Here is a 23881-nt window from a genome sequence, read left to right as displayed (position 1 = left end):
CGGCCACCGCCTCAGACCAGGTTGGCCGCTCGTGGCCGGGGCAACCCACTGTGGCTGGTCTGGTCCCGGTCGACCAGCGCGCCGGAGATCAGGATGTCGATCAGGGCGGCGAACCCGATCCCGGCCTTCTGCCAGATCTGTGGGAACTGCGACGCGGCGGTGAAACCGGGGAACGTGTTGACCTCGTTCACGATGGGCTCCGGTGACCCCTCGGCGGGCAGGAAGAAGTCGACCCGCAGCAGGCCGCGACAGTCGAGGGCCTGGAAGGCGCGGATCGCGCGGTCCTGGAGCACCTCGGTGGTGGCCGCGTCGAGCGGGGCGGGGATCTGGAAGACCGCCCCGCCGTCGTACTTCGCGTCGTAGTCGAAGAAGCCGGCACCGGTCACCCGGATCTCCAGCGGCGGGCCGGCCTGCACCCGGCCGTCCGGGTGTTGGAGGACCGCCACGTCGATCTCCCGCCCCCGGGCTCCCTGCTCGATGAGCACCTTCGGGTCGACCTGTCGGGCCAGCTCCAGAGCGGCGGGAACTGCCGCCCAGTCGTCCACCTTGACGACGCCCAGGCTGGACCCGGCCCGAGCCGGCTTGACGAAGACCGGCAGGTCCAGTCGTCGCCGGTCGTCGGGCGACAGCTCCTCGCCCGGCCGCAGTGTCCATCCCGGGCTGACCCGCAGGCCCTCTGCGGCGAGGAGCCGCTTGGTGACACCCTTGTCCATTCCGGCGGCACTGGCGAAGACACCGTTGCCGACGTACGGCACGCCGAGCCATTCCAGCAGCGACGCCACCGTGCCGTCCTCGCCGTACGGGCCGTGCAGGGCCGGGAACACCACATCCTGGGCGCGCAGGACACGCAGCGCCGCAGGCAGTGGTGTCGGGCGTCCCCCGACATGCCACCCGCCGTCGCGGTCGATGAGCACCTCGGTGACCTGGTACCGCTTCCGGTCCAGGTTGGCGAGGATGCTGGCCGCCGAGCGGCGGGACACGTCGTGCTCGCCGCTCTGCCCGCCGTACAGCACTGCCAGTCGGATCGTCATGAGGTCCGTGCCCTTCCGTGGAGGTGGTCGCGGGCCACCCGGGCCCCGATGCCGGTCAAGATCTCGTGCGGGTTGGTGCCCGCCCAGCGGGCCCACTCGACGACCGTCGGTGGGCTCTGGTCACCCTCGGCGGGACCGAACACCACGACCGGGTCGCCGATCGCCACGGAAAGGTCGCCGACGTCGACCACGCACTGGTCCATGGCGATGCGCCCGACGATCGGGCACCGTCGGCCGCCGAGCCACACCTCGGCGCGGCCCCCGGCGGCCCGGGGCAGCCCGTCGGCGTAACCGAGCGGCAGCAGCGCCAGCGTGGTCGGCGCCCCGGTCACGTGTTCCGGCCCGTAGGAGACGCCCGTGCCGGCCGGCACCCGCTTGACGTTGATCACGCTCGTGCGCAGGGTCATCGCGGCGTGCAGGCCGAACTCGCCCGGGCCGGTGGCGACGAACGGGTCGACTCCGTACAGCGCGATCCCGATCCGGCAGAGGTCGAAGCGGGTCCGGGGCGCCGACAGCGCAGCCGCCGAGTTGGCCAGGTGGACGAGATCGGGGTCGAGGCCGGCCGACCGCGCGATCCGCAGGGCCTCCTCGAAGGTCGCCACCTGTCGGCTCAACTCGGGAGCGCCGGGCAGGTCCGCGTCGACGAGGTGGGACCACACGCCGCGCACCCGGATCCCGCCCTCCCGTTCGTACTTGCGGGCCCAGGCGACCAACTCGGGCCAGTCGTGCCCGGCGGCTCCGTTGCGGGACAGGCCGGTGTCCGCCTTGAGCTGCACCATCGCTGGCACGCCGAGCAGGTGGACCGCGTCGGCGACGGCGTGCAGGTGCGTCGTCGTCGACACACCGACGTCGACACCACTCTTGATCAAGGTACCGAAGTCGTCGTTCGGCCCGTGCAGCCAGCTCAACGTGGGTGCTGTCACACCCGCGTCGCGCAGGGCCAGCGCCTCGGTCACCGAGGTCACCCCCAGCCAGGTGGCGCCGGCGCGAAGCGCGGCACGGGCCACCCGCACCGCGCCGTGACCGAACCCGTCCGCCTTCACCACCGCCATCAGGCTGGTGCCGGTGACCGACGTGATGGCCCGCACGTTGCTGGCGACCGCGTCCAGGTCGACCAGCGCCTCGGCCAGGGCGCTCATCCGGCCGCCTCCACCCGTCGCGGCCCGGGGAGCGCGAACAGCCACCCCGCGCGAAGAGCCAGGAGCCCGCGGTGGACGGCCAGGCTCAGGCCGATCACCAGACCGGTCAGCAGAATCGGATATCCGAGCACGATCAGGCCCTGGGCGGACCCACCCAGGCCGGAAACCGGTACGAGCAACAGCCGGTGCAGTACGGCCAGAACCGGCATGTGGACGACGTAGATCGGCAGGGTGATGCGGCCGAGCCCAGCCAGCGGTCTGCTGATCGCCGACCAGTGAGCCAGTCGGGCGGCGGCGGTCACACCGAAGGCGACCGCCACCACCGAGACGGCAATCCATACGCCGAACCACTGCTGGGCGCCGGCCACCGCCATCGCGACGAGCGCGAGGACATAGGCGCCGGAGGTCAGCGCGAGCCGTCGCCGGCTGGCGGTGGCGGCCCACTGCTGGATCTGCGGCCGCAGGTACAGGCCGGCCAGGAAGAAGACCAGGTTCTGGTAGAGACCGGCGCGATTGCCCGGGGTGTCGAGCAGGCCGGCGGCGGCGACGGCGGACAGCAGGGCGGCGGGGACGAGCACCAGCGCCCGGGGCGCCCGGCGGGTCACCTTGGCGATCGTGAAGTACACCGCCAGGGCGTACAGGTACCAGAGGTTGGACGGCGTGATGGTGAGCTGCTCCAGCAGGCCGAGGGCGGAGGTGGCGCGGTCGGTCGGCAGCTGCGGGGCAGCGGCGAGGATGGCGGTGTGGATCAGCAGCCAGACGGCGTACAGGTAGAGGAACCCGGCGATCCGGCTGCGGGCGACGACCCGCCAGGGCCGCTGGGCGGCGTTCGCCGCGAAGACGCCGGAGATGGTGAAGAACAACGGCATCCGCAGCGGCAGGAACTGCTCACCCAACGTGCCCCACAGGCCCGGCACCGGTACGCCGATGTGCCAGTCGATCTGCAGGTAGTCCTTGACGACGACGTGCCACAGGACGACGAGAATGATGCAGGCGCCCTTCGCGGCGTCGGCCCACTCCGCCCGCTGTGACAGTCCCGCGGGCCTGGGATTGGTGGGAGACAGCTGTTGGATCACCCATCAGAAGCTGCCAGCGGGATATCCGCAGGTGATCCACGAATTGTCATGAACCGGTAATGGAGGTCGCGCGGGGCGGGCCGGCGGGGTCCCGCCGAGCCGCATGCCGGTGACGCCGAGGAGCACTAGGCTCGTTGCGGAGGTGCCGAACATGAAGCTCGGGCTGCACTACTGGAACTACTCCACCCCGGCCGACCCGGCCGCGATCGCACCCACCCTGGCGGAGGCGGCGACCACCGCCGAGCAGGCCGGTGTCGCGTCGTTCACGGTGATGGACCACTTCTTCCAGATGGACGCGGTGTTCGCGGCCGAGGAGCCGATGCTGGAGGCGTACACCACGCTGGGCTACGTCGCGGCGAAGACTCAGCGGATGACGCTGGGTGTGCTGGTCACCGGTGTGATGTACCGCTACCCGGGGTTGCTCGCCAAGACCGTGTCGACCCTCGACGTGCTGTCCGGCGGCCGGGCCCGCCTCGGCATCGGCGCGTCCTGGTACGAGCGGGAGCAGCTCGGTCTGGGCGTGCCGGTCGTTCCGGTGGCCGAGCGGTTCGAGCGGCTGGAGGAGACGCTGCGCATCTGCCTGCAGATGTGGAGTGCCGACGACGGCCCGTTCAACGGACAGCACTACCAGCTCGCCGAGACCATCAACTCGCCGCAGCCGTTGAGCCGACCGCACCCGCCCATCATGATCGGTGGCGGGGGCGAGAAGAAGACCCTCCTGCTGGTGGCCCGGTACGCCGACGCCTGCAACCTCTTCGGTCGCGGCGGCACCGACGACGTCGCGCGCAAACTGGACGTCCTGCGCGGGCACTGCGCCACCGAGGGCCGCGACTACGACACCATCGAGAAGACGGTGGTCGCCGACCGGTCGCCACTGGACGACACCGACGGGTTCCTGGCCGAGGTGTCCGCCTACGCCGCGCTCGGGGTCACCGAGGTGCAGGTCACGCCGGATCGGCACCCGGTGGAGTTCGCCCAGCGGCTCGGCGACGAGGTGCTGCCACGGTTGGCCGACATCGGCTGATCCCGCTGCGCGAAATTCGGTGGTCGTGGGGCTGTCCGCGGTCTAGCGTGGCCCGCCGTGCTCACCAACGAACAGATCATCGGACAGGCCCTGGATCGGATCGAGGCAGGGTACGTCTTTCCTGCGAAGGTCGTGGACATCGACGCCGCGATCCGGCGCCGTCTCGCGGCGGGCGAGTACGACGGCCTGGCCGGGCCGACGCTCTGCGAGACGGTGACCGCTCACCTTCAAGAGGCGTGCCCGGACAAGCATCTGCGGTTGCTGTGGTCCGACCAGCCGCAGTCGCTGGACCCAGCGGACGAGGACGGAGGACGGGCCGCCTTCCTCGCGCTGCTCCGGGCGGAGAACCAGGGCATCCGCCGGGTCGAGCACCTGGACGGAAACGTCGGGCTCATCGACGTGCGGCGCATCGCGTACGCCAACGAAGGCGCCGAGGCGATCGGCGCGGCCATGCGACTGGTCGCCCTCAGCTCCGCGCTCATCCTGGACCTGCGCGCATGCGCCGGCGGAGCACCCGAGGGAGCCGCGATGTGGTGCAGCTACTTCCTCCCCGACGATCAGGTGCACCTCAACGACTTCTACGAGCGGTCCACCGGCGCCACCCGCCAGTTCTGGACGACCGCGCACCTTCCCGCGCCGCGCTACACGGACCGCCCGGTCTATGTGCTCACCAGCGCGATCACGTTCTCCGGGGGCGAGGACGTGGCGTACACGTTGCAGGCGCACGGCCGGAGCGTCGTCGTCGGTGAGACGACACGTGGCGGCGCGCATCCGACGGCCCGCCACGCGGTCACCGAACACATCCTCGTGACCGTGCCGACCGCCCGGACCGTCAACAGCGTCACCGGCACCAACTGGGAAGGCGTCGGAGTGGTCCCCGATGTGCAGGTCCCGGCGGACCAGGCACTCGACACGGCACTCACTGCCATCTCGGGCGCGTAGGCGCGGCTGCGTCCGTCACACGGTTGGCTCACTGAGCCTTTTCAAGTCCGTACTCGGAAAGGCCCAGTGGAGGATCAGCAGGGGGTCAGCTGCCAGGTCACCTTCGTCACGTTGACCGGTATATACAGGTCGCCCCCGGTCCCGCCGGCAGGAGCGCAGTTTTTGAAGGGAATCGACGAGCCGAAAGTGAACCCGGATATTACGGCGTCGCGGCCTGTGCCGTTGTAGAAGTTGAATCCCTGGATGCTGCCGGTCCACTCGCTGTTGGTCGTCAGAGACGGCGTCTCCACGGGACCCTGCGGCGGGTGATTCCAGTTGGGCCAGATGCAGAGCATGCCCTGCGGGCAGTTCCCGGACCCCCAGCCCTGTATCGACACTCCGGGTGCTGCCGCCGAGGCGGTGGGGGCGGCGGCCAGCACGCCTGCGACGGACGCGGCCACGGCGATGGCGATGGATTTCAACAGCACGGTTCACCTGCTTTAGATAGATGCTTGTAGATGCGAATTTAAACTACCTGCGGAAAATTGACACGTCAAGCACCTGAAGCGACGTAGGCCGGCGGATCAATTGGAAGCTGGCGTCCACCTGTGTCTGATGACGATTGAGGTAGTTTCAGGATGGTATCTGTCGGATGGCACCACGGCCTGCCAGCATCCGGCCACCGCCCACGGTGGAGCCGACCGTGCTCTCGCCCGACGGCGCCACTGTGTAAACGACGGCCGACACCGTCCGGGCCGGCCAGGTCGCGGACTGCCGGGACGACCGGGCCCGCAACCAGCTCTGGACGATGAGGCCGGACGGGAGTGTGCAGCTGGGCGGACGCTGCCTGGACGTGCTCGGAGCGTCCAGCGACGCAGCCTGAGCACGGACGAGGGCTGTCCCCCCGTACTGCGGAGGACAGCCCTCGTCGGTGATCGGTCAGGCCACTCGGTGACGGGTCAGGCGACCGAGGCCGGGAACCGTTCCCACACCCGGTGTGCGGCCATCAACTGCTGCACCGCCGTCAGGGCCTCGGCGCCGGAGCCCGCCGCCACGATGCCGGGGGTGCCGGCCACCCCGGCCTGCTCCAGCACGGTGACGCCGGCGCCCCAGGCGCCGATCGCCTTGGCGTGCCGCCAGCACTCCTCGACGAGGAGCAGCACGCGGGGGTCCACGGCCGCCGGGCCCGGCCTGCCCGCCTTGTCGTCACGGGCCGGGATGGCATCCGGCGCGGGTGCTGGCGCTCCCGCCAGCAGAACCGCGTCGAACTCGACCGACCGGCCGGTGGCGAAGGTGCGCTGGACCGGCATGCCGCCGACCATGCCGCCGTGCGGGGCGATCAGCAGCGGCACCATGCCGGCATCGAACACGGCCTGGCGCACCTCGGCGACGCCGTCCAGGTCACCGTCGGGGTCGACCACGATCCCGACCATCCGCCCGTCCGCCGGCCACTCCCGGCCGACCTGCGACAGCGCCGGGCTGGGCGCGACATCGGCCAGCGGCACTGTGGGCTGCGGGGCGGGCAGGCCCAGACCGGTGGCGACCTGCTCGCACAACACCGGGTCGATGTTGGCGAGGCTCTGCAGCTGGCGCTCCTTGATCGCCTGGTGGTAGCACTTGCCCAGCTCGAAGGTGTACGCCCGGATGATGTGCTCCTTCTCGACCGGCGACATGCTCAGCCAGAACAGGCGTACCTGGCTGTAGTGGTCGTCGAACGAGGCCGGGTTCGCGCGTACCTTCGGTGCCTGGGCCACCGTGACCGGTACGTCGACGAACGCGTTCTCGGCGTCCCCCGCGGGGAACGGGTTGCCGCCGTCGAGCGAGTTCGGCCGGTACGGGGCGACGCCCGCGTGCACGGCGTGCTGGTGGAAACCGTCGCGCAGCATGTCATTGACGGCCGCGTGCGGGCGGTTGATCGGGATCTGCGTGAAGTTGGGCCCGCCGAGGCGGGTCAGCTGCGTGTCGAGGTACGAGAAGAGTCGGCCCTGCAGCAGCGGGTCGTTCGTGACGTCGATGCCCGGCGGCAGGTGACCCAGGTGGAAGGCGACCTGCTCGGTCTCGGCGAAGAAGTTCGTCGGCGTCCGGTTGAGCACCAGCCGGCCGATCGGCTGCACCTCCGCCAGCTCCTCCGGCACGATCTTCGTCGGGTCCAGAAGGTCGATGCCGGCGAAGGTCTCATCCTCGGTGTCGGGAAAGACCTGGATGCCGAGCTCCCACTCGGGGTACGCGCCGGCCTCGATGGCGTCGTAGAGGTCGCGCCGGTGGAAGTCCGGGTCGATGCCGTTCAGCATCTGCGCCTCCTCCCAGGTCAGGGAGTGCACGCCCAGCTTGGGCTTCCAGTGGAACTTGGCCAGCACCGTCTCGCCGGCCTCGTTGACCAGGCGGAAGGTGTGCACGCCGAACCCTTCCATGGTCCGGTACGAGCGCGGGATGCCCCGGTCGGACATGTTCCACATGGCGTGGTGCTGCGCCTCGGTGTGCAGCGACACGAAGTCCCAGAACGTGTCGTGGGCGCTCTGCGCCTGCGGGATCTCCCGGTCCGGGTGCGGCTTGGCCGCGTGGATGATGTCCGGGAACTTGATCGCGTCCTGGATGAAGAAGACCGGCATGTTGTTGCCGACCAGGTCGAAGGTGCCCTCGTCGGTGTAGAACTTCGTGGCGAAGCCACGGGTGTCGCGGACCGTGTCGGCCGATCCCCGCGAGCCGAGCACCGTGGAGAACCGGACGAAGACCTCGGTCTCGCGCCCATTCTTGAGGAAGCCGGCCCTGGTGACCGCCTCGGCGGTGCCGTACGCGGTGAACACCCCGTGTGCACCGGCGCCCCGGGCGTGCACCACGCGCTCCGGGATGCGCTCGTGGTCGAAATGCATGATCTTCTCGCGCAGGTGGTGGTCCTGGAGCAGCACCGGGCCACGCGGGCCGGCCTTGAGCGAGTGATCGGTGTCGCGCAGCCGCGCCCCGTTCGCGGTCGTGAGGTAGGCGCCCTGCTGACCGTTCGCGATCGTCGGTGCGCCGGTCTCGGCGCCGGTCGGCGTACGCGTCTGCGGTGCCCCCTGCTCCGGCTTCGGCGGCAGCGGGTCGTGCGGCGTCGTCGGCTCCTCGACGGTGGGCGTCCCGCTGCCCGGTGCGCCGGGAACATCGGGGGACAGGGCGTCGGCGATCTTCCCCGTGGCGCTCTTCACAACGTTCTTGACCGCCTCGGCGGGCTTGCTTGAATCCACTGAACGAACCTCTCCGTGGTGCGTGTCGGGCAGGCGTCTGCCCTGCTACCCCTGGTCAGAGGGTCGAAACACAACTGGATGCGGCATCCGTCACCGGGACTGGTGATTTCACCGATGCGTGGGTGGGCGGAGAAGCCAAAACTGACGCACGTCGATATCCCTCGACTCTAGGGAGTGCCCGACGTGTCGTCACCAACCACCACCCGTCCCCGTTCCGTCGCCGCCCGAGCGACCCGGTTCGCGCTGGCCGCCGTCCTGGCCGCCGGCGGCGTCCTGGCCGGATCGTCCGGCGCCGCCCAGGCCGCGAGCCCGTACGAGCGGGGCCCCGCCCCCACCACCGCGATCCTGGAGGCCAGTCGCGGTCCGTTCGCCACCGCCTCACAGAGCGTGTCCTCGCTGAGTGTCACCGGCTTCGGCGGCGGCGTGATCTACTACCCGACCAGCACCAGCGAGGGCACCTTCGGGGCCATCGCCATCTCGCCCGGTTTCACCGCCGCATGGTCCAGCATCAGCTGGCTCGGGCCGCGACTCGCCTCGCACGGGTTCGTGGTGATCGGCATCGAGACCAACAGCCGGCTGGACCAGCCGGACAGCCGGGGTCGGCAGCTCCTCGCCGCGCTGGACTACCTCACTGAGCGCAGCTCGGTGCGTACCCGGATCGACAGCAGTCGACTCGCGGTGGCCGGTCACTCCATGGGTGGCGGGGGCAGCCTGGAGGCGGCCTCGTCGCGGCCGTCGTTGCAGGCCGCGGTGCCGCTCGCGCCGTGGAACTCGGACAAGAGCTGGTCCGAGCTGCGGGTGCCCACGCTGATCATCGGCGGGGAGAGCGACACCGTCGCTCCGGTCTCGTCGCACTCGGTGCCCTTCTACAACAGCATCCCGGCCTCCGCCGAGAAGGCGTACCTGGAGCTGAACGGGGCGAGCCACTTCTTCCCGCAGACGACGAACACGCCGACCGCCCGGCAGATGGTGGCCTGGTTGAAGCGGTTCGTCGACGACGACACCCGCTACGAGCAGTTCCTGTGCCCCGGCCCGAGCGGTTCGCAGATCCAGGAGTACCGCAACACCTGTCCCAGCGCCTGACCGTGGTCGCGGGGCGGTCGCCGGTGGCGACCGCCCCGTCCGCGTGTGGGGCCGGGTATTGAAGGTCTTGACGCGATACCCGAGAAACGTACACTGCGAGTGTAAATAAACACCCGCCACGACAGAGGGATGGGTGATGGAGCGCGGCCTCGAACTGCACCACATCGGCGTCCGTTTCGGCGGCCTCACCGCCCTCGACGACGTCTCACTGCGCGTGCCACCCAACCGGGTGGTGGGCGTCATCGGGCCCAACGGCGCCGGCAAGACCACCTTGTTCAACGTGATCTGCGGCTTCGTCGCACCGGAGACGGGTTCGCTCACCCTCGACGGTCGACCGCTGCGGCCACGGCCGCACCGGCTGACCCGGCTCGGCATTGCCCGAACCCTCCAGGGGACTGGGCTCTTCGCCGGTCTGACCGTGCTGGAGAACGTGATGACCGGCGCCTCCCACACCGCCCGGGCGGGCTTCGTCCCGGCGCTGCTCGGGCTGCCGGCCAGCGACCGCGACGAGCGTCGACTGCGCCGCGACGCCCTGGACATCCTCGACGACCTCGGGATCGCCGGGCACGCCGAGGCCGCACCGACCACACTGCCCTTCGCCGTACGTCAGCGGGTCGCCCTGGCCCGTGCGCTCGCCGCGCGACCCCGGCTGCTGCTGCTCGACGAACCCGCCGGTGGCCTCGGTGCCGACGACATCGCCGAGCTGGCCGAGCTGGTCCGGCAGCTGCCCCGGCGCGACGACAACCCGTGTGCGGTGCTGCTGGTCGAGCACCACATGGACCTGGTGATGGCGGTCTGCGACGAGCTCGTGGTGCTCGACTTCGGCCGGGTGATCGCCGCCGGCACCCCCGACGAGATCCGCGACGACCCGGCGGTGACGGACGCCTACCTCGGCGCCGCCGTCGAGGAGGCCTATCCGTGAGCGCGGACAGCACACCTGACCTGCTCGTGGTGCGGGGGCTGGTGGCCGGTTACGGTGCCGCGCCCGTGTTGCAGGCCATCGACCTCACCGTCCCGGCTGGCACGATCGCCGCGGTCGTCGGCGCCAACGGCGCAGGCAAGACCACACTGCTGCGCGCGCTCTCCGGCATGATCCGCCCGGTCGCCGGCCAGGTGCTCCTCGCCGGGGAGGACCTGCGCGGCACGCCTGTGGAGCAGCTCGTCCGACGCGGCATGGCGCACGTGCCGGAGGGACGGGGCGTGATCAGCGAACTGACGGTCGACGAGAACCTGCGCCTCGGCGGGTTGTGGCGACGCGACCGGGCCGACGCCGGGCGCGCCCTCGACGAGGTCTACGAGCTCTTCGAGCCCCTGGCCCGGCGTCGCAAGCACCTCGGCCACCAGCTCTCCGGCGGTGAACGGCAGATGCTCGCGCTCGGTCGGGCCCTCGTCGGCCGGCCCCGGCTGCTGCTGCTCGACGAGCCGTCGCTCGGCCTGGCGCCGCGGGTCGTCGCCCGGACCATGGCACTGCTCCGTCAGCTACGCGACCGCACCGGCCTGACCGTGCTGCTGGTCGAGCAGAACGTCCGCAGCGCGCTCGCCGTCGCCGACCAGGGCGTCGTGATGTCCCTCGGCCGGGTGGTGATCGCCGCCCCGGCGGCGAAGCTGCGTGACGACGTCGACCTGCGCCACGCGTACCTCGGTTTCTGACCACCACCTCGTCCCCCGGAGGGAGGACTGTTGGACCGCTTCGTCTTCCTCACCATCGACGGCCTGTCCCGAGGCGCGGTGTACGCCGCGTTCGCGCTGGCCCTGGTGCTCATCTGGCGGGCGGCGCGGGTCGTCAACTTCGCCCAGGGCGCGATGGCCGTCGCCGCCGCGTACGTCGCCTACACCGTCTCCGCCGCGACCGGTTCCTACTGGTTGGGCTTCGCGGTCGCGATCGTCGCCGGCCTGTTGCTCGGTGCGCTGGTGGACCGCGTCGTCATGCGGCACGTCGACCACACCTCACACCTCAACCCCGTGATCGTCGCGCTCGGTCTGGTGCTGTTGATCCAGGCAGTGCTGGGCATCGTGTACGGCAACGAGTTCCGCCCCGCCGAGGCGCCGTTCAGTCGGTCCGCTCTCACCGTGGGCGGGGTGGCCGTGCTGTCGCCGTACGACCTGTTCGTCTTCGCCACCATCGTGGTGGTGGTCAGCGGGCTGGCCTGGATGTTCGCCCGTACCCCGGTGGGGTTGCGGATGCGCGCGGCGGCCTTCGCCCCCGAGGTGTCCCGGCTGCTCGGGGTCAACGTCGGTGGCATGTTGACCCTCGGGTGGGCGCTCGCCTCCGGGGTGGGCGCGCTGGCCGCCATGCTGGTCATCCCGACCGAGCTGGGCCTGCACCCGCACGCGATGGACCTGGTGTTCGTCTCCGCGTTCACCGCGGCGGTGGTCGGTGGGCTGGACAGCCCACCGGGGGCGGTGGTCGGTGGCCTGGTGGTGGGTCTGTTGCTCTCCTACGTGAGCGGTTACGCCGGCAGTGACCTCACGCCGCTCGCGGTGCTGGTCCTGCTGCTGGCGGTGCTGCTGGTCCGGCCCGGTGGGCTGTTCGCCCCGGTCGCGGCGAGGCGGGTGTGAGCGCCACGAGGGCGGCCCTGCCGCCGACACAGCAGCTCGTCGACAAGGGCCGACCCGTCGACCGGCGACGCGGCTCGACACTGCTGCGCCACCTCGCGATCGTGCTCGTCGTCGGGCTCCTGCTGGTCGGGGTCAGCTACGCCGTCGAGCCGTTCCGCAACTTCCAGCTCGCCACCGTGGCGGCCTACCTCTGTGCGACCGCCGGGCTGACCGTCCTCACCGGCCTCAACGGTCAACTGTCGCTCGGGCACGGCGCGTTGATGGCCACCGGGGCGTACACCGTCGCGCTGTGCCAGAACGCGTTCGCCGAGCGGGGGATGACCGGCGGCTGGCTGTTGCCGCTCTCGCTGGTCGCGGCGATCGTCAGCACGGTCGCGATCGGCGCGGTCGTCGGCGTGGCGGCGGCCCGGCTGCGTGGTCCCTACCTGGCCGGGGTCACCCTGGCGGTGGCCGTCGTCGTGCCGGCGTTGGCCGTCACCTTCGACGGCGTCTTCAACGGCGAGCAGGGGCTGTCGGTGCCGGTGGAGCCGCCGCCGATGTCGCTCGGCGCGTACTTCCCCTATGAGCGGTGGCAGCTCTGGCTCACCGGCGCGGCCACCCTGCTCGCCCTGCTGCTGCTGGCCAACCTCATTCGCAGCCGGTACGGGCGCACCTTCCGAGCGGTCCGGGACGACGAGGTGGCGGCCCGCCTCGCCGGCATCCATGTGGCCCGCACCCAGGTCCTCGCATTCGTGGTCAGTGCCGCCACCGCCGGGCTCGGCGGGGCGTTGCTGGCGGTGCTCGCGCAGAGCGTCTCGCCCGGGGCGTTCTCGTTGACCCTGTCGCTGTTCCTGCTGATGGCCGTCGTGATCGGCGGTCTCGGCCGGCTCACCGGCGCGCTCTGGGGGGCCGTCCTGCTGGTCGCGCTGCCCGACCTCACCCACTCCGCGACCGAGATGCTCACGCTCTCGCCCGCGGTGGCGCAGCGGCTGGAGGGAAACCTGCCGCTGGCGATCTTCGGCCTCACCCTGATCGTCGTCATGATCGCCGCACCCGGTGGCATCCACGGGCTGCTGTCCCGTCTTGGTCGGCGCCTTCGGGCCCGGCGTTCCTGAGCTGCTCCGCGCCCGGCCCCGGCCGGGCGTTCCACCACACACACCGTTCCCCCGAACCGGACCGAGAAAGGTCGGTGTTCTCCATGCACCGTTTGGCACAACGTGGTCTCGCGATCGCCAGCACCATTGCCCTGTTGGCCGCCGCCGCTGGTTGCAGTGGTGACGACGGCTCCGGTCCCGGCGCGGCGTCGGTGCCGGGCGTGACCGACACCGAGATCGTCGTCGGCACCCACATGCCGCTCACCGGGCCGGCCTCGGCCGGCTACTCGAAGATCTCCCCGGCGACGAAGGCGTACTTCGACTACGTCAACGCCAACGGCGGTGTGCACGGTCGGAAGATCACCTACAAGGTCATGGACGACGGCTACAACCCGGCGAACACCCAGCAGGTGGTCCGTCAGCTCGTCCTCCAGGACAAGGTCTTCGCGATCCTCAACGGCCTCGGCACACCGACGCACAGTGGCGTGCTCGACTTCCTGAAGACCAACCGGGTCCCGGACCTCTTCGTCGCCTCCGGCAGCCGCAGCTGGGACCAGCCGGACAAGTATCCCGGGACGTTCGGGTTCAACCCGGACTACACGGTGGAGGGCAAGATCCTCGCCACCTACGCGAAGACGAACCTGGCCGGTCAGAAGGTCTGCTTCCTCGGGCAGGACGACGACTTCGGCCGGGACAGCCTGGCCGGCGTGGAGAAGGTGCTCGGTGCGTCGGCCGTGGCGGTCAAGCAGACGTACGTCACCAGCAACACCAACGTGGCGCCGCAGATCGGCGCGTTCAAGGCGGCCGGTTGCCAGGTCGTCGTGCTCGCCACAGTGCCCGGCTTCACCGCGCTGTCCGTCGGCACCGCCGCTCGGCTGGGCTTCAAGCCGCAGTGGCTGGTGTCCAACGTCGGCGCCGACCACCCGACCCTGGCCAAGCAGCTCGGTGCCGCCGCCCCGCTGCTGGAGGGCATGGTCGGCACCAACTACCTGCCGATGCAGAACGACACAGCGAACCCGTGGGTGCAGCTCTTCACGAAGATCAACAAGGAGCACAACGGGGACGCGCCGTTCGACGGCAACACCGTCTACGGCATGTCGGTCGGCTACCTCTTCGTGCAGGTGCTGCTCGCCGCCGGCAAGGACGTCACCCGGGAGAAGGTGCTGGACGCCGTGCAGAAGGGCGGTTTCCAGGGCCCCGGGCTGGTGCCGCTGCGCTTCTCCGCCAAGGACCACTCCGGCTACGGCGGCCAGCGGCTGAGCCGGGTGACCGGGGGAGTGCAGACCTACTTCGGGCCCGCGTACGAGACCGACGAGGCGGACGGGCCGGTCAACGAGTACACCGCCACCCCGGCCGCGCCGCCGGCGAACGGGGTGCCGACCGTCTCCTGATCACCCGCACCAGCGACGCCCGACCGGGCGTGGTCTCGCGTGACCACGCCCGGTCGGACGGCTGCGCGCGCTCGGGTGACCGGGTCTCGTGACCGGCTGTCCGGGACGTTGACCGACACCGATCAGTCCTCCTACTATCTGCACCGTGAATGCATATTCGGGTCGGCTCGCGGAACGCGTCGCCATCGTGACCGGCGCCAGTCGGGGCATCGGTCTGGCCATCGCCCAACGCCTCGTCGCCGAAGGCGCCCGGGTCGGGCTGACCGCCCGACATCCCGAGGCGCTCGCCGAGGCGGTCGCCGCCCTGGGCGGGTCGGCGTACGCCGTCGCCGTGCCCGGCCGCTCCGACGACCCCGAGCATCGCGCCCAGGCGGTGCACCAGGTCACTGAGGCGTTCGGGCCGGTGGACCTGCTGGTCAACAACACCGGCATCAACCCGGTGCACGGTCCGCTGATCGGGCTGGACCCGGCCGCGGCCCGCAAGATCCTGGACGTCAACGTCGTCGCCACACTCGGCTGGGTGCAGGAGGTGTGCGCCGCCGGCATGACCGAGCGCGGCGGCTGCGTGGTCAACGTCTCGTCGATCGCCGGTCTCACGCCGTCGCCCGGCATCGCCTTCTACGGGGTGAGCAAGGCCGCGCTCAACCACCTCACCGCCAGTCTCGCCGTGGAGATGGGGCCGACGGTCCGGGTCAACGCCGTCGCACCCGGCGTGGTGAAGACCCGCTTCGCCGCCGCGCTCTACGAGGGGCGCGAGGACGAGGTCGCGGCACGGTACCCGCTGGGCCGCCTCGGCCTGCCGCAGGACGTGGCTGGCGCGGTCGCCTTCCTCGCCTCCGACGACGCCAGCTGGATCACCGGGCAGACCATCGTCTGCGACGGCGGCGTCACGCTGACCGGTCGAGCCGGATGACAGCCCCGGCGGTCGGCCCGGAACCGCTGATCACCGCCTGTCTAGACTCGGCGGTGCGTCAGGAGGCGCCGTGGCGGTGAGAGGGCGGGGGCGGATGGACGGGGTCGAGGTCGCGAGCCGGGTCGACGGGCGTACCGCCCGGGCGGAGCGCACCCGCGCGGCCATCGTCGAGGCTCATCTCGCGCTCATCGGCGAGGGAGACCTCCGCCCGACCGGGGAGCGCATCGCCGAACGGGCCGGCATCTCGCTGCGGACGCTCTGGACCAACTTCAAGGACATGGAGACGCTCTTCGAGGCGAGCGGCGCGGAGGTGCTCCGCCAGCAGGACGCCGCCTACCGGCCGGTCTCGCCCGGGTTGCCGCTGGCGAAGCGGGTCGACGCGTACTGCCGGCAACGGGCCCGGCTGCTCCAGCTCATCACGCCGTCGGCGCGTGCCGCGCAGATGCGCGAGCCGGTCTCCGACCAACTGCACCGCAACCGCCTCAAGCACATCGACCGGGTCCGCGACGAGGTCGAGGAACTCTTCGCCGCCGAGTTGGCCCAGGCTGGTCGGGGTCGGGAGCAACTGCTCAACGCCCTGATCGCCGCGAGCATGTGGCCAGCCTGGTCGATGCTGCGCTACGGCCTCGGGCTGGGCGTGGACCAGGCCCGCGCGGTGATGACCCGGACGGTGGGGGCCCTGTTGGCGGAGGTCGCGGCCGACTGACTCCGGTCCGGCCCGATATCGCCCCCTCTTTCCATTCGGTTTCCGATGAGTGACACTGACATGCATGGTTACTGCATCGAGAGTGCAACTAACCGTGCTGCGTGGCCGGGACGACGAGTGCCGGTCTGTCCGGAGCCTCCTCGACGGCATGCCCAACGGCGGCGGTGCCCTGCTGCTGCACGGTGAGCCCGGATCGGGTCGGACGGCGCTGGTCGGCTACGCCCACCGGCACGCCGACGGCTGCACCGTGCTCGGCGGGAGCGGGCTAGCCGAGGAGGCCGCCCTGCCGTACGCCGGCCTGCAACGTCTGGTCGACCCCGTGCTCGACCGGGCCACCGTCCTCCCGGACGAGCAGCGTCGACTGCTGCGGCGCGCGCTGGGCGGCGAGAGCTGCCCGGCCGACCGCCGGCTGACGCTGTCGATGGCGGTGCTCGGGTTGCTCACCGCTGCCGCCCGCGACCGTCCGTTGCTCGCCACGATGGACGACGTCGACCGGGGTGACCCGCAGACCGCCCAGGTGCTGGCCTTCGTGGCCCGCCGGCTGCGCCACCTGCCGATCGCCATCCTGCTCACCGCGGACGTGACCGCCACTGTCGACGGGATACCGGCACACCGGCTTCGCGCCCTGACCGAGCACGAGAGCGCCGCCGTCCTCACCGACCGACTCCGATCGCTGATCGAGCGGGGCAGCGTCGACCGGCTCCCCGAGCGGCCCGCCGAGTCGGTCGTGACCGCGCTGGCCGCGATCGGCGGCGGCAACCCGCAGGCCCTGGTGGACCTCGTCGACGTGCTCAGTCCCGGCCAGTGGCGGGGGGAGGAGTCGCTACCCGCCGCGCCACCGGCGGACGGTGCTCTGGGCCGCGCGTACCGGGCCCGACTGGACCGGCTGCCACCGGACACCCGACGGATGCTGCTGCTCGCGGCGCTCGACGAGGACGGCGAGCCGGGCACCCTGATCCGGGCCGCGGCAGTCGCCGGGTCCGAGATCGAGGCGCTCGCCCCGGCGGAGGTCGCCGGCCTGGTCCGCGTCGAGCCGCGAGGCGTCACCTTTCCTCAGCCCCTGGTGCGCACGATGATCGCGGCCAGCACCCCACTCGCGGAGCGGCGCGCGGCGCACCGACTGCTGGCCGGCGTGCTGGTGGCCGACGGGCAGCGGCTGCGCCGGGCGATGCACCTCGCCGCCGCGGCGGCGGGCGCCGACCCCGCCCTCGCCGACGAGCTGGAAGCGGCGGCAGCCGGCGGCGCCGACGGTTGGGCCACCGCCTCGGCGGCGCTGCGCTGGGCCGCCGACCTCAGCGACCAGCCGACCCAGTCGGCCGCCCGCCTGCTGACCGCCGCCCACTACGCCTGGACCGGGGGCCAGCCCGACGTGGCCCGGCTCCTGCTCGACCGTCTCCGCGCGGTCTACCGGGACCCGGCCGTCCGGGGTCGCGCCGACCTGCTGCGCGGTGAGTTGGAGCTGCGGTGCGGCACCGCCGCTCGGGCGTCGGCCAGGTTGTTGGCCTCGGCCGGAGCGGTGGCCGGCACCGACCGCGCGCTGGCGATGTCCGGGCTCGTACGGGCCGGAGAGGCGGTCTGCTTCGCCGGTGACCAGTACCGGTACGCCGAGGTCGGCCGCCGGGCGTCGGCGTTGCGGCGGCCGAACGATCCTCCATCCATGGAGCTGATGGGCAGTCTGGTCGGCGGGGTGGCGGCGACCCTGCGGGGCGACCACGAGCGGGCCGGCCCCGCACTGCGTCGCGCCGTCGTGCTGGGTGGCCGACTGACCGGGTCGGCGTTGACCCCCACCGCGTTGAGCTGTGCCGCGGCTGCCGGCCTGGTGGTCGCCGTGGACGGCGCGGCACACCGGCTGGCCGATCGCGCCGTGGCGCTGGCCCGGGAGCGGGGTGAGCTGTCCATGCTGTCGCGGGCGCTGGAGTTGCGGGCGGTCGCCGAGTACTGGTTGGGCCGGCACGAGGCGGCGGCGGAAACCTCCCGCGACGGGCTGCGGGTCGCCCGGGCCACCGGTCAGGCCAACTGCGCCAACGTCCACCTCGGCATGCTCGCCGTGCTCGCCGCCGTGCGGGCCGACCGGGACACCAGCCTGCGGCGCATCCGCGAGATGGGCGAGACGCCGACGCCGGGCAGCCGTCCGCACGCGTTTGCCGGGTGGGCCCTTGCGGTGCTCGACCTGGTCGACGGCCGGCACGCCGAGGCCGCGAACCGGCTGGCGTCACTGGCCCGGCTGGGCACCGGGCGCGGTCAGGTTCTCGTGCAGGTGATGGCCACCCCCTACCTGGTGGAGGCGGCAGCCCACCTGCCCTGCCGGCCTGCGGCGACGGCTGCGCTCGCCGTGTTCGACAGGTGGGCCAGCAGCACCGCGAGCCCGTTGCGCCGGGCCCTGTCCGCCCGGTGCCACGCGCTGCTCGCGCCGCGCGGCGGCCCCGAGGCCGAGCAGGAGTTCCAGACGGCGCTGCGGCTGCACCCGACGGAGGCCGGCACGTTCGAACGGGCCCGCACCGAGCTGCTCTTCGGTCAGGAGCTGCGCCGCAGCCGGCGCCCGCGCGACGCGCGTACGCACCTGCACCAGGCCCGTGAGATGTTCACGCTGCTCGGGGTGAGTTGCTGGGCTGAGCAGGCGACCACCGAGCTGCGGGCGGCCGGGGAGTCGGTCGGTCCGCCGGACCTGCCGGCGGCGCGGTTGCTGACCGGCCAGCAACTGAAGATCGCCGAGCTGGTCGCGGAGGGGGCGACCAACCGTGAGATCGCGGCCCGGATGTTCCTCTCCACCCGTACGGTCGACCACCACCTGCGCAACGTCTTCCACCGGCTGGGCATCCGCTCGCGTACCGAGCTGGCGCGGGCGTTCGCCACCGAGCGGCAGGTCGGGCTGGCCTCGGATCGGTGATCGTCCGGTCTGGACGCGGTAAACTATCACCGCTAGTTTAAGCGTCATGGAGCTCACTCTCTCCGCCGAGCAGGCGGCGGTGCGCCAACTGGCCGCCGAGTTCGCCGACCGGGAGCTGTTGCCGCACGCGGCCGCCTGGGATCGACGTGAGTCGGTCGACCCCGCCATCGTCGGCAAGCTCGGTGACCTGGGCTTCCTGGGGCTGACCATCGCCGAGGCCGACGGCGGCTCCGGTGGCGACCACCTCGCGTACTGCCTGGTCCTGGAGGAGCTCGGCCGGGGCGACTCGGCGGTGCGCGGCATCGTCTCGGTCTCCCTCGGCCTGGTCGCGAAGTCCATCGCCGCCCACGGGTCGGCCGAGCAGCGGGCCGAGTGGCTGCCCCGGCTCTGCGCCGGCACCGCCCTCGGCTGTTTCGCGCTGACCGAGCCGGACAGCGGCTCGGACGCCGCCGCGCTGCGCACCCGTGCGGTCCGCGACGGCGACGACTGGCTGCTCACGGGCACGAAGATGTTCATCACCAACGGCACCACCGCCGACGTCGCGCTGGTCTTCGCCCGGACCGGCGGTCCCGGGCACCGGGGCATCACCGCGTTCCTGGTGCCCACCGACAGCCCGGGGCTGACCCGACGCGAGATCCACGGCAAGCTGGGCCTGCGAGGCCAGGCCACCGGTGAGTTGGGCTTCGACGAGGTACGCGTGCCCGACGCGGCCCGCCTCGGCGCCGAGGGCGGCGGGTTTCGGCTGGCCCTGGCGACCCTCGCCAAGGGACGGATGTCGGTGGCCGCCGGGTGCGTCGGCATCGCCCAGGGCTGCCTCGACGCGGCGGTCGGCTACGCCGGGCAGCGAACCCAGTTCGGCAAGCCGATCGCCGGGCACCAGCTGGTCCAACAGCTCCTCGCCGCCATCGCGGTCGACACCGCCGCCGCCCGGCTGCTGGTGTGGCAGGTGGCCGACCTGATCGACCGCGACCAGCCGTTCGCCACCGAGGCGTCGATGGCCAAGCTCTTCGCCAGCGAGGCCGCCGTCCGCGCGGCCAACAACGCGGTCCAGGTCTTCGGTGGGTACGGCTACATCGACGAGTACCCGGTCGGCAAGTACCTGCGCGACGCCCGGGTCGCCACCCTCTACGAGGGCACCAGCCAGATCCAGCAACTCCTCATCGGACGCGCGCTCACCGGCGTCAACGCCTTCTAGCTCCAAGGAGATCCGGCATGAGAGTCTTCGGCTCGTTCGAAGAGCTGGCCGCCGCTGTCGGCGAGACCATCGGGCCCGGCCCGTGGCAGCGCATCGAGCAGAGCCGCGTCGACCTCTTCGCCGACGCCACCGACGACCACCAGTGGATCCACCTCGACCCGGAGCGGGCCGCGGCGGGGCCGTTCGGCGGCACGATCGCCCACGGCTACCTGACCCTGTCGCTGCTGCCGGCCCTGGCTGGCCGGCTCTACCGGGTCGAGGGGGTGGCCATGGGGGTCAACTACGGGCTGAACAAGGTGCGTTTTCCCGCGCCGGTCCGGGTCGGCGCCGCCGTGCGCGCCACCGTCGTCATCGCCGAGGTGTCGCCGGTCAGCGGCGGTGTGCAGATGGTCGCGACGGTCACCGTGGAGAGCGACACCGGCGGCAAGCCCGTCTGCGTGGCCGAGACCGTGAGCCGGCTCTACCCCGCCACCGGTCGGTGATCATCTAGCGGGCACGTCGCTCTGCCCCGTACGGCGGGTGGGCGTTGCGGAAGAAGTTCCGGAACTTGCGGCGGCGGGTTCCTCTCGCTCCCTCCGGGGTCGATGCACCACGACCTCACCGTGCTGCGGCATGGGGCGCCACCTGGGCAGCAGTCTCTTGGTGTGCTGACCGGGGCGGTCCACGTCTCGTTAAACTTCCGGAAATTCTTGCTCGTCGATGAACGGCGCTGACATACTCCTCATCCACCGGAGTCGATGACCGAGGGTTGGCGCCTCTTCCCGGACGCCTTTTCCGTGCGCGGTCCCGACCCGGCACCCACCACCGCCGGAGCGGTGCGTCAGTTGCCCCGCCCCGGGCCCCACGGAAGGAAGAGACATGACCGAAAGGTGCCAGGGGGACACCCGTCCACGGACGGGCCCCCGAGCGCGTACGGCGATCGTTCTCGCCGCCGCGGCTCTGCTCGCCGCCACGAGCGCCGCGTTCCTGCCCGGCACGGCGAGCGCCGGGACGACCCTCGGCGCTTCTGCCGCGGAGAAGGGCCGGTATTTCGGTACGGCGGTGGCGGCGAGCAGGTTGTCGGATGGCAACTACACGACGATCCTCAACCGAGAGTTCAATTCGGTGACGCCCGAGAACGAGATGAAGATCGACGCGACGGAGCCGCAGCAGGGTCGGTTCAGTTACGGCGCCGCGGAGCAGATCGTGAACCACGCGCGGAGCCGGGGGATGAGCGTGCGGGGTCACACCCTGGCGTGGCACTCGCAGCAGCCGCCGTGGATGGAGAGCATGAGTGGCAGCGCGCTGCGGTCGGCGATGCTCAACCACGTGACGCAGGTGGCCACGCATTTCCGTGGTCAGGTCGTGGCGTGGGACGTGGTGAACGAGGCGTTCGAGGACGGCACCTCCGGTGCGCGTCGTAACTCGAACCTCCAGCGCACGGGCAACGACTGGATCGAGGCGGCGTTCCGGGCCGCGCGTGCGGCTGATCCGGGTGCGAAGCTCTGTTACAACGACTACAACACCGACAACTGGACGCACGCCAAGACGCAGGCTGTGTACAACATGGTCCGCGACTTCAAGTCTCGCGGTGTGCCGATCGACTGCGTCGGTTTCCAGTCGCACTTCAACAACGACTCGCCGTACGTGAGCAACTACCGCACCACGCTGTCGAGCTTCGCGGCACTGGGCGTGGACGTTCAGGTCACCGAACTGGACATCCAGGGTGCCCCGGCGGCCACCTACCGCAGCGTGGTGGAGGACTGCCTGGCCGTGGCCCGCTGCAACGGCGTCACGGTGTGGGGCATCCGGGACAGTGACTCGTGGCGGGCGTCGCAGACGCCGTTGCTGTTCAACAGCAGCGGTCAGAAGAAGGCGGCGTACGACGCTGTGCTGGCGGCGTTGAACAATGGCACCACGCCGACCGACCCGCCCACCACTCCGCCCACCACCCCCCCGACGACTCCGCCCAGCGGCAGTTGCACCGCGACGCTGCAGGACAGCACTCGATGGGGCGACCGGTTCAACAGCCAGGTGACCGTCAGCGGGGCGAGCAACTGGACCGTCGTGGTCGCCGTCACCCCGCCGCAGAAGGTCTCCAACACCTGGAACGGCACCCCGACCTGGGACAGCAGCGGGAACGTCATGACCATGCGGTCGAACGGCAGCGGCAACGTCTTCGGCTTCACCACAATGGCCAACGGCACCTGGACCCGTCCAGTGGTGCGCTCCTGCACCGTCTCCTGAGCACCACCACACGCTGATGGGGCGGCGACGGATCCCGTCGCCGCCCCGTCGTCTGTGCACCCGCAGGCAGCGGTGACATCCAGCTCCGGCGACGTGGACGAGAGAGTCGGCCTCGCGACGGGGGAGCGCCCGCCAGGGGTCGGCGATGGCGGGCGCTCCCCATCGCGGTGCCGAACCTGGGCTGCCCGGCCCCGCGACGGGTGGTGTCAGACGGTCGCGCAGGCCGTGCCGTTGAGGGTGAACGCGGACGGTCGGCCGGCGTTGCCCGTGTGGGTCGCCTGGAAACCGACGTCGACCGAGGTGTTCGGCGCGATCGTCGCGTTGTAGGAGACGTTGCGGGCGGTGACCGCTCCGCTGGACGGGGCGAAGCTGGCGTTCCAACCGCTGGTGATGCTCTGCCCGCCCGGGAGCGTGAACGCCAGAGCCCAGCCGTTGACCGGCGTGCTGCTCGTGTTGGTCACGGAGATGGACGCGGTGAGACCGTTGTTCCACGCGTTGACCGTGTAGGCGACACGGCAGCCGTCCGACGCGGGCGGCGTTGTCGGTGGGGTGGTGGTCGGAGGCGTGGTGGTCGGAGGTGTGTCGCCCCCGATGCTGCCGGGCACGGTCCGCAGCGCGTCGTACCAGGCCGCGGCCATCTTGCGGTAGCCCGTGGCGTTGGGGTGCACGCCGTCGGCCAGGTCGCTGAGCGTCAACGCGCGGTACATGTCCACCAGGTGGACGCGCTTCCCGGCGGCGGCCCGGGTCTGCACGATCCCGGGAATCGTGGCGTTGTACGCCCGGACCTGGTTGTCCGCGCCGGACTTCGGGACGATCGTCGCGACGAACACGTCCGCGTTCGGTGCGTTGTTGGTGATCTTGTCGACCAGTGCGGCAAGCCGGCCCGGGACGCCCGACGTGTCGCCGTACATGTCGTTGGTGCCGATGTGCAGCAGCACGGTCCGGGGATTCGTGGCCCGCAACCAGTTGACGACGTTGGTGTCGATCTGCGCGATCGTCCAGCCGGAATGGCCCTGGTGGTCGTGGTCGCCGAGGCTGGCGGGACCGTTGAACTGGGAGCCGACGAAGTCGACGCGGTAGCCGCCGGTCGTGAACCGTTGCCAGAGCTCGATCCGGTAACCGCCGGGAACGTTGAACCCGTCGGTGATCGAGTCGCCGAGGGGCATCACGCGTACGCCGCCGTTGGACTCCGCGCTCGCGGGGGTGGTCGCGATCGGCACGGCGGCGACCATGGCGGCGACGGCGGCCAGGACGGCCCACCACCGGCGAGCCCGGCGGGGTCGCGACGTCGTCGCGCTGGTGGCGGGTGAGGGAGGGACGGGACGGTCGAGGGTCGAACTGTTCATGGGCTGCTCCTGGTGGGTGTACGCGGCGGCGGCCACCGAGGGACGGCTGCCGCCACGACGCGGTACGCGGAGGTGGGGGTGCGCGCAACG

Annotated in this window: 20 protein-coding genes; 14 read left to right on the top strand and 6 right to left on the bottom strand. The window is 71.4% G+C overall.

All coding sequences use genetic code 11. The annotated features are described in order from the left end of the window. Positions 1-11 precede the first annotated feature (11 nt). From AC3CF1_RS05820 to AC3CF1_RS05810, 3 genes are read right to left on the bottom strand one after another with little or no spacing between them, the layout of a single operon-like run. Entirely contained in the window at positions 12-1031 is a 1020-nt protein-coding gene (locus AC3CF1_RS05820) for a D-alanine--D-alanine ligase family protein (protein WP_488449746.1), read from the bottom strand. Next, complete coding sequence (gene alr / locus AC3CF1_RS05815; protein ID WP_488449745.1) at positions 1028-2170, bottom strand: alanine racemase; 1143 nt, start codon at positions 2168-2170, stop codon at positions 1028-1030. The genes AC3CF1_RS05820 and alr overlap by 4 nt, the downstream gene beginning before the upstream one ends. After that, the gene (locus tag AC3CF1_RS05810; RefSeq protein ID WP_354980727.1) at positions 2167-3246 is read right to left on the bottom strand and encodes an acyltransferase family protein; all 1080 of its coding nucleotides are present in this window, start codon (positions 3244-3246) and stop codon (positions 2167-2169) included. Before AC3CF1_RS05810 ends, alr begins: the two co-directional genes overlap by 4 nt. A 151-nt stretch (positions 3247-3397) precedes the next feature. Here AC3CF1_RS05810 and AC3CF1_RS05805 point away from each other — a divergent pair, with 151 nt between their 5' ends. Together AC3CF1_RS05805 and AC3CF1_RS05800 are read left to right on the top strand one after the other, a co-directional pair. Then, positions 3398-4270 (top strand): LLM class F420-dependent oxidoreductase, encoded by an 873-nt coding sequence (locus tag AC3CF1_RS05805; RefSeq protein ID WP_088948646.1) that lies wholly within the window; start codon positions 3398-3400, stop codon positions 4268-4270. Between the two features lie 57 nt (positions 4271-4327). Beyond that, the gene (locus AC3CF1_RS05800; protein ID WP_488449744.1) at positions 4328-5212 is read left to right on the top strand and encodes a S41 family peptidase; all 885 of its coding nucleotides are present in this window, start codon (positions 4328-4330) and stop codon (positions 5210-5212) included. Between the two features lie 74 nt (positions 5213-5286). Here the strand turns inward: AC3CF1_RS05800 and AC3CF1_RS05795 are convergent, their stop codons facing one another. Both AC3CF1_RS05795 and AC3CF1_RS05790 read right to left on the bottom strand, forming a co-directional pair. Then, positions 5287-5679, bottom strand: a complete 393-nt coding sequence (locus AC3CF1_RS05795; RefSeq protein WP_210790162.1) for a hypothetical protein — start codon at positions 5677-5679, stop codon at positions 5287-5289. Positions 5680-6150: 471 nt separating this feature from the next. After that, positions 6151-8412, bottom strand: coding sequence for a catalase (locus tag AC3CF1_RS05790; RefSeq protein ID WP_488449743.1), 2262 nt, complete (start codon positions 8410-8412; stop codon positions 6151-6153). Between the two features lie 183 nt (positions 8413-8595). Between AC3CF1_RS05790 and AC3CF1_RS05785 the strand changes: the two genes are divergently transcribed. From AC3CF1_RS05785 to AC3CF1_RS05730, 12 genes are all read left to right on the top strand, one after another. Then, on the top strand, positions 8596-9495 hold the full coding sequence (locus AC3CF1_RS05785; RefSeq protein WP_354980723.1) for an alpha/beta hydrolase family protein: 900 nt from the start codon (positions 8596-8598) through the stop codon (positions 9493-9495). A gap of 136 nt (positions 9496-9631) precedes the next feature. Then, positions 9632-10417: an ABC transporter ATP-binding protein gene (locus AC3CF1_RS05780; RefSeq protein WP_088948641.1), complete on the top strand. Its 786-nt coding sequence runs from the start codon at positions 9632-9634 to the stop codon at positions 10415-10417. Continuing rightward, on the top strand, positions 10414-11145 hold the full coding sequence (locus tag AC3CF1_RS05775; RefSeq protein ID WP_231927426.1) for an ABC transporter ATP-binding protein: 732 nt from the start codon (positions 10414-10416) through the stop codon (positions 11143-11145). The genes AC3CF1_RS05780 and AC3CF1_RS05775 overlap by 4 nt, the downstream gene beginning before the upstream one ends. Positions 11146-11175: 30 nt before the next feature. After that, on the top strand, positions 11176-12054 hold the full coding sequence (locus AC3CF1_RS05770) for a branched-chain amino acid ABC transporter permease (RefSeq protein WP_088948640.1): 879 nt from the start codon (positions 11176-11178) through the stop codon (positions 12052-12054). Then, the gene (locus AC3CF1_RS05765; RefSeq protein ID WP_488449742.1) at positions 12051-13148 is read left to right on the top strand and encodes a branched-chain amino acid ABC transporter permease; all 1098 of its coding nucleotides are present in this window, start codon (positions 12051-12053) and stop codon (positions 13146-13148) included. Before AC3CF1_RS05770 ends, AC3CF1_RS05765 begins: the two co-directional genes overlap by 4 nt. Positions 13149-13231: 83 nt before the next feature. Continuing rightward, the gene (locus AC3CF1_RS05760; RefSeq protein WP_088951818.1) at positions 13232-14518 is read left to right on the top strand and encodes an ABC transporter substrate-binding protein; all 1287 of its coding nucleotides are present in this window, start codon (positions 13232-13234) and stop codon (positions 14516-14518) included. 145 nt (positions 14519-14663) lie between these two features. Beyond that, the gene (locus AC3CF1_RS05755) at positions 14664-15431 is read left to right on the top strand and encodes an SDR family oxidoreductase (protein WP_488449741.1); all 768 of its coding nucleotides are present in this window, start codon (positions 14664-14666) and stop codon (positions 15429-15431) included. A 94-nt stretch (positions 15432-15525) separates the two neighbouring features. Continuing rightward, positions 15526-16137: a TetR/AcrR family transcriptional regulator gene (locus tag AC3CF1_RS05750; protein ID WP_088948637.1), complete on the top strand. Its 612-nt coding sequence runs from the start codon at positions 15526-15528 to the stop codon at positions 16135-16137. Positions 16138-16201: 64 nt separating this feature from the next. Then, complete coding sequence (locus tag AC3CF1_RS05745) at positions 16202-19024, top strand: AAA family ATPase (RefSeq protein WP_488449740.1); 2823 nt, start codon at positions 16202-16204, stop codon at positions 19022-19024. A 46-nt stretch (positions 19025-19070) separates the two neighbouring features. Further along, positions 19071-20219 carry an acyl-CoA dehydrogenase family protein gene (locus tag AC3CF1_RS05740; RefSeq protein WP_425887043.1) on the top strand — a complete coding sequence of 383 codons (1149 nt, stop codon included), beginning with the start codon at positions 19071-19073 and terminating at the stop codon, positions 20217-20219. A 17-nt stretch (positions 20220-20236) separates the two neighbouring features. Next, a complete protein-coding gene (locus AC3CF1_RS05735; RefSeq protein ID WP_328382371.1) occupies positions 20237-20701 on the top strand; it encodes a MaoC family dehydratase in 465 nt (154 codons plus the stop codon). A gap of 376 nt (positions 20702-21077) precedes the next feature. Further along, positions 21078-22445: a glycoside hydrolase family 10 protein gene (locus AC3CF1_RS05730; protein WP_088948633.1), complete on the top strand. Its 1368-nt coding sequence runs from the start codon at positions 21078-21080 to the stop codon at positions 22443-22445. A 206-nt stretch (positions 22446-22651) separates the two neighbouring features. On the opposite strand, the gene AC3CF1_RS05725 is transcribed toward AC3CF1_RS05730, so the two are convergent. Beyond that, entirely contained in the window at positions 22652-23791 is a 1140-nt protein-coding gene (locus AC3CF1_RS05725) for a cellulose binding domain-containing protein (protein ID WP_488449739.1), read from the bottom strand. Between the last annotated feature and the right edge of the window lie 90 nt (positions 23792-23881).

Source organism: Micromonospora sp. MGP-C2, assembly GCF_057766525.1.
This window is presented reverse-complemented; position numbering and strand designations above follow the sequence as displayed.

Bases quoted from the DNA above. Each gene is read 5' to 3' on its own strand.
- AC3CF1_RS05820 (WP_488449746.1), bottom strand. From the start codon at position 1,031: ATGACGATCCGACTGGCAGTGCTGTACGGCGGGCAGAGCGGCGAGCAC.
- alr (WP_488449745.1), bottom strand. From the start codon at position 2,170: ATGAGCGCCCTGGCCGAGGCGCTGGTCGACCTGGACGCGGTCGCCAGC.
- AC3CF1_RS05725 (WP_488449739.1), bottom strand. From the start codon at position 23,791: ATGAACAGTTCGACCCTCGACCGTCCCGTCCCTCCCTCACCCGCCACC.
- AC3CF1_RS05730 (WP_088948633.1), top strand. From the start codon at position 21,078: ATGACCGAAAGGTGCCAGGGGGACACCCGTCCACGGACGGGCCCCCGA.
- AC3CF1_RS05740 (WP_425887043.1), top strand. From the start codon at position 19,071: ATGGAGCTCACTCTCTCCGCCGAGCAGGCGGCGGTGCGCCAACTGGCC.
- AC3CF1_RS05735 (WP_328382371.1), top strand. From the start codon at position 20,237: ATGAGAGTCTTCGGCTCGTTCGAAGAGCTGGCCGCCGCTGTCGGCGAG.
- AC3CF1_RS05745 (WP_488449740.1), top strand. From the start codon at position 16,202: ATGGTTACTGCATCGAGAGTGCAACTAACCGTGCTGCGTGGCCGGGAC.
- AC3CF1_RS05780 (WP_088948641.1), top strand. From the start codon at position 9,632: ATGGAGCGCGGCCTCGAACTGCACCACATCGGCGTCCGTTTCGGCGGC.
- AC3CF1_RS05750 (WP_088948637.1), top strand. From the start codon at position 15,526: ATGGACGGGGTCGAGGTCGCGAGCCGGGTCGACGGGCGTACCGCCCGG.
- AC3CF1_RS05760 (WP_088951818.1), top strand. From the start codon at position 13,232: ATGCACCGTTTGGCACAACGTGGTCTCGCGATCGCCAGCACCATTGCC.
- AC3CF1_RS05805 (WP_088948646.1), top strand. From the start codon at position 3,398: ATGAAGCTCGGGCTGCACTACTGGAACTACTCCACCCCGGCCGACCCG.